Below are 469 nucleotides of genomic sequence, written 5' to 3' on the forward strand. Positions count from 1 at the left end.
GGTCCGGCGCGAAGCCGAACTTCAGCGAGATCGCGAGGAGGCACGGCATGGACCGGCACACGGTCGCCAAGTACTGGCGGGAGGGCGAGTCCGCCGCCGACGGGAGGTCCGCGAGGGGCAGCGCCTTCGACCCGCTCGAGGAGGTGATCCGCGCGAAGGCCCAGCTGCCCGGGATGACCAAGATGGCCGTGTACGCGTTCCTGCGCGAGGGCCGCGGGGAGGGGCTGCCCGGGTACGGCGCCTTCACCGCGTGGTGCCGGGCCCGCGACGTGCCCTTCGGGGGCGCGGGCGGCCGCGAGCCGCACCCGCGGTTCGAGACGCCCCCGGGCAGGCAGCTGCAGTTCGACTGGAAGGAGGACATGAGGCTCGTCGACTCGGAGGGCGAGGTCTTCGAGTTCAGCGTGTTCACCGCGACGCTCGGCTACTCCCGGAAGCACCGCTTCATACCGGTCAGGAGCCGCACGCTCGA

Annotated in this window: 1 pseudogene; it reads left to right on the plus strand. The window is 72.3% G+C overall.

Features of this window, described 5'->3' with window-relative positions:
* A pseudogene (locus ACTQ0H_RS09335) lies at positions 1-469 on the plus strand (IS21 family transposase); the annotation flags it as partial.

The organism is Collinsella sp. LCP21S3_A3, from assembly GCF_052118905.1.
Lineage (GTDB): Bacteria > Actinomycetota > Coriobacteriia > Coriobacteriales > Coriobacteriaceae > Collinsella.